The sequence below is a fragment of the Streptomyces sp. genome (genome assembly GCF_050698815.1).
Taxonomy (GTDB): Bacteria; Actinomycetota; Actinomycetes; order Streptomycetales; family Streptomycetaceae; genus Streptomyces.
Window position 1 is genome coordinate 1 of record NZ_JBOHCV010000747.1, and the last position, 3,960, is coordinate 3,960.

At 71.3% G+C, this 3,960-nt stretch carries 3 protein-coding genes; 1 reads left to right on the forward strand and 2 read right to left on the reverse strand.

Features of this window, described 5'->3' with window-relative positions; all coding sequences use genetic code 11:
• The coding region (locus ACRDP3_RS26495) for a hypothetical protein (protein ID WP_431519537.1) at window positions 1–197 on the reverse strand (197 nt) is incomplete at its 3' end.
• An 86-nt stretch (window positions 198–283) separates the two neighbouring features.
• Window positions 284–2,884: a D-alanyl-D-alanine carboxypeptidase family protein gene (locus tag ACRDP3_RS26500; RefSeq protein WP_431519538.1), complete on the reverse strand. Its 2,601-nt coding sequence runs from the start codon at window positions 2,882–2,884 to the stop codon at window positions 284–286.
• 228 nt (window positions 2,885–3,112) lie between these two features.
• Here ACRDP3_RS26500 and ACRDP3_RS26505 point away from each other — a divergent pair, with 228 nt between their 5' ends.
• Window positions 3,113–3,886 (forward strand): GOLPH3/VPS74 family protein, encoded by a 774-nt coding sequence (locus ACRDP3_RS26505; RefSeq protein ID WP_431519539.1) that lies wholly within the window; start codon window positions 3,113–3,115, stop codon window positions 3,884–3,886.
• Window positions 3,887–3,960: the final 74 nt, after the last annotated feature.

Genomic DNA, 3,960 nt, shown 5'->3' on the forward strand with positions numbered 1-3,960 from the left:
CGCTTCCCGCGCTCACCGAGGGCGGTGGCGGCCCCGCCACCGGGCGCGGATTCCGTACGGGGACGCGGCAGAGACCCCTTCGCCGCCCCGCCGACGGTGGGGGGCGGGGCCGTCCTCGTTCCGTGGACGGCCCCGTCCCCGCCGGTTATCCCGCCGTCGTCGTCCTCCGGCACCTGCGGTTGCTGCACAGTGGTCACTGCGCTCTCTCCCCCGTACGGCTCGTCCCGGACCCGCCCGATGGCGGGTCCCGGGATCATGTCACCCGGGTCTCAGGCAGGCCGGATCACATGATCCTGGACAGCTTGTCTCCGAAGCCCGGCTCGGTCATGTCCTCACCCAATGTCACCGGCACCCTCACCTGCCCTGGCCCGTCGCCGACGGTCAGCGCGCCAACCTTGTCCCCCGCGCGGCCCTGGTGCGGAATCGCGTCGCCGCTGTCGCTCAGCGCGAGCTTCACCTTCAGCCCGGACCAGCCGACCGCGCTCACGTCCCTGGCCGCGACCACGGGCGTCCTGCCGCCCAGTTGGTCGTCCACGTAGCCGACCACCTCGCCCTTGCGCACCACCTTCTGGGCCCGCAGGGCGTCCTGAGCGGCGTCGATCAGCTTCTTGCTCTCGGCGAGCACGGTGTCGAGTATCGACGGCCGGTACTGCCCGAGAACCGCGCCGACGATCAACTGCTTCGTGCCACCGATCTCCTTCTCGGCTGCGAAGAGCAGATTCCCGCCCGCCTTCGTGGTGGTGCCCGTCTTGATCCCGACGACGCCGTCGAGCGGGACCAGCTTGTTCCAGTTGCCGTGCTGCTCGCCCTTGGTGTCGGTGTAGCCGGGGAGCCCCACGGTCTTCCGGAACAGGTCGATACCCATCGCCTTCTTGGCCAGTTTCACCTGGTCGGCGGCTGTGCTCACGGTCGAGGCGTACAGACCGCTGGGGTCGGTGTACTTGGTGTCCGCCATCCCCAGGTCCTTTGCGGCAGCGTTCATCTTCTTCGTGAACGCCTTCTCCGAGCCCGCGTCCCAACGGGCCAGCAGCCGCGCGACATTGTTCGCGGATGCGATCATGATGGCCTCGATCGCCTCCCGTTCCGAGATCTTGTCGCCCTGCTTCACTTCGACGGTCGACTCGTTCTGCGCGCTCAGCCCGGCCTCGTCCTCCGCCTTCTTGTCGACGAGGATGGCCGGCCCCTCCGAGCCCTTCTTGACCGGGTGGTCGCGGAGGATGACGTACGCCGTCATCACCTTCGCCACGCTCGCGATCGGCACCGGCTTCTGCTTCCCGTAGGTGCCGAACGAGCCGAGTCCCTGGACGTCGAGCACGGCCTGACCCTCGGACGGCCAGGGCACGGACGGCTTCGCGCCCTGAAAGCCGTAGGTCGACGATGCGGTCAGCGACAGCTCCGGGGCCGGCAGCGGCCGTACGGCCTGTGCGACGACGAAGACGATCGCCAGCAACAGAACCAGCGGCGTCCAGATCTTGACCCGTCGCACGGCGGTACGCAGCGGAGTCTCCGGCCGCGGCGGGGTGTTGGTCAGCTGGGCCAGCAGATCGAGCGGCGCCTGATCCGGCCGTGCCTGCTGCCGGCTCAGCTCGGCCTCGGTGAGCTGTGGCGGCACGGTCCCGGCAGCCGCCTTTCCGGGCGACTTCTTGGGCCGGTCCTGCGGCTCGGCCGGGGGGAGCGGCTTCCCCAGCGGCTTCGGCGGCAGGCCCCCGGGTCCAGGACCGATTCCGGGCTTGTACGACGGGCGGGGCGGCGCGTCGGCGGACTTCAGCGGTACGAACTGGCTCGTACGCTCCGACTCGGACTCCGGATCCCCCTTCGGCTTCGGCGCCGCCTCCTCCGGCGCCGGCGTCGCCGCCTTCGCCTCGGGCCCGGACGCCTTGGCGGCCTTCGCCGGTGCCGGCTCCGACTCCGGTGCAGGCTCCGACTCCGGTGCAGGCTCCGACTCGGGCTCCGCTTCGGGCTCGACGGTGCGGAAGACGGCCGTCGGCTGGTCGACGGCGCGCTCGCCCTTCGTCGCGGGCCGCCCGGACCCGGGCGCGCGGAAGACCGCCGTCGGCTGGTCGACGCGTGGCGCGACGGGCCCGGCCTCCCGTTCGTGGTCCCCCTCGCCGTCCCCGCCGTCCTCGCTGATCTCCTCGCCGGAGTCACTCTCCTCGCCGGACGCACTGGCGGAACTGGTGGCTGCGCCCGCTTCCTCGGTCTTCCGGGAGCCGAAGAAGGCTGCCGTCATCTGCTCGGCGCGTCGGGCCGCCGCCTCCTGCTCGTCCTCGGACGACGCCGAAGACCCGCCCGAGGAGCCCTCTGAGGGCGGCCGCACGGTCCTGAACATCGCCGTCGGCTGGTCGACCGCGCCCGCCTGCTCCCCCTCGCTCACGGACGCCGTCGCGGCCTTCTCCGCCTCCGCCGGATCCTCGTCGGGGCCGGACTTCGGCCGTACGGGCAGATCACTCGCCGAGGATTGGCTGGAATTGCCCTCTTCCTCTTCGGGGTTCCCACCCTCCACCTCGGCGATTTCCGCGGTTTCTCCGGCTTCCTCCGCCTCACTGTCCGGCTCGTCGTCCGCATGGGCGACCCAAGCCGCGACAGCCGCCTTCAGCCGGTCGTCGCCGCGCCCGGTGCCGTCGCCTCCGCCGTCGCCCCCGCCGTCGCGGGAGTCGTCCGCCGCGCCGTCCGGGGGGCCGTCTGCGGCCCGCTCGTCGTCCTCACCGCCCGGCGACTCATCGTCGGCATCGCTCTCCGGACGTGCGGAATCGCCGGGCCCCGGGCTCCCCGCGGACTTCTTCCCGGCCCCTTTCCCACCCGTGGGCGCAACCACGTCGCCGTCATCGGTCGTCTCCCCCGACGACTCCTCGCGCTCCACCTTGTCGGGGGACTCGCCCGCCACCGATGCCTCCTGATGCTGATGTTCGCCGCTCGCCCTGCCAGTTAACAGTGTCCTGTGCGCACACCCCACGCATCTGGCGGGGGTGTTCGACAGGGGCCGCATACCGGCCTTTCCACCCCGCAGACGAGTACGACATACATACTGGTTCCCGCCGATAACACCCAGGCACCCTCGACAGACCATTGTGAGAGGGGTCACCCTGTCAAGCATCCACGCGGGGAGGCATGGATGGGCAGGAGCCGCAGAACGATTCCGGAGGAGCTTCTGCTGCTGGCCTTGGACCCGGCTACGGGCACAACGGCACAGCCGCAGTCGCTTGACCTCGGCCTGGCCGGGGCCCAGCTCGTCGAGCTGGCTCTCGCAGGACGGATAGCCCCGGACGGGGATCGCATCGCCGTGGTCCTACCACGGCCGACAGGAGATCCAACACTGGACTCCGCGCTCGAGTTGCTGCGCAGGCGCGGCAGCCCGGTGCGGGCTGTCCACTGGATCGGCGGGCCCCGGCTGGGGCTCCGCCAGACGTATCTCACGCACCTGGAGCGGTGCGGCATGGTCCATGCCGTGTCGAGTCAGATGTGCGGGATGCTGCCGACGACGCGCTATCAGGCGACGGAGACGGCCATCAGCCGGGAGATCAGAACCCGGCTGGACGCGGCGATCCGCACCGGCGTACCGCCGGACCCGCGGACCGCGGCACTCGCCGCACTGGCCCACGCGGTCGGTCTCGGCAAGCACCTGTACCCGGGCAACGAGGGGCGGTCCTGCCGCTCCCGGCTCCGGGACCTGATCCGGCACGATCCGATGGGCGGCCTCGTGGCGCACGCCGTGATGGACGTGCAGAACGGTGCGGGTGCTCAGCCACGTCGCGCGGCGGGCAACGGTGCTCCGGGCGGGCCGGCCGGTCCGGCCGGGCCGGGCGTAGCTCCCGGACCGGTGCCACGACAGGTTCCGGAACAGGGCAGGCCCACCGTGGGCGGAATGGTCCGGGCAGGGGCTCGCTGAGCGCCCAGCCGGACGACGAACACCGACAATCACACAGACACCCGCTGACGGAAGCAGCGTGCGGGGTGGTGGTA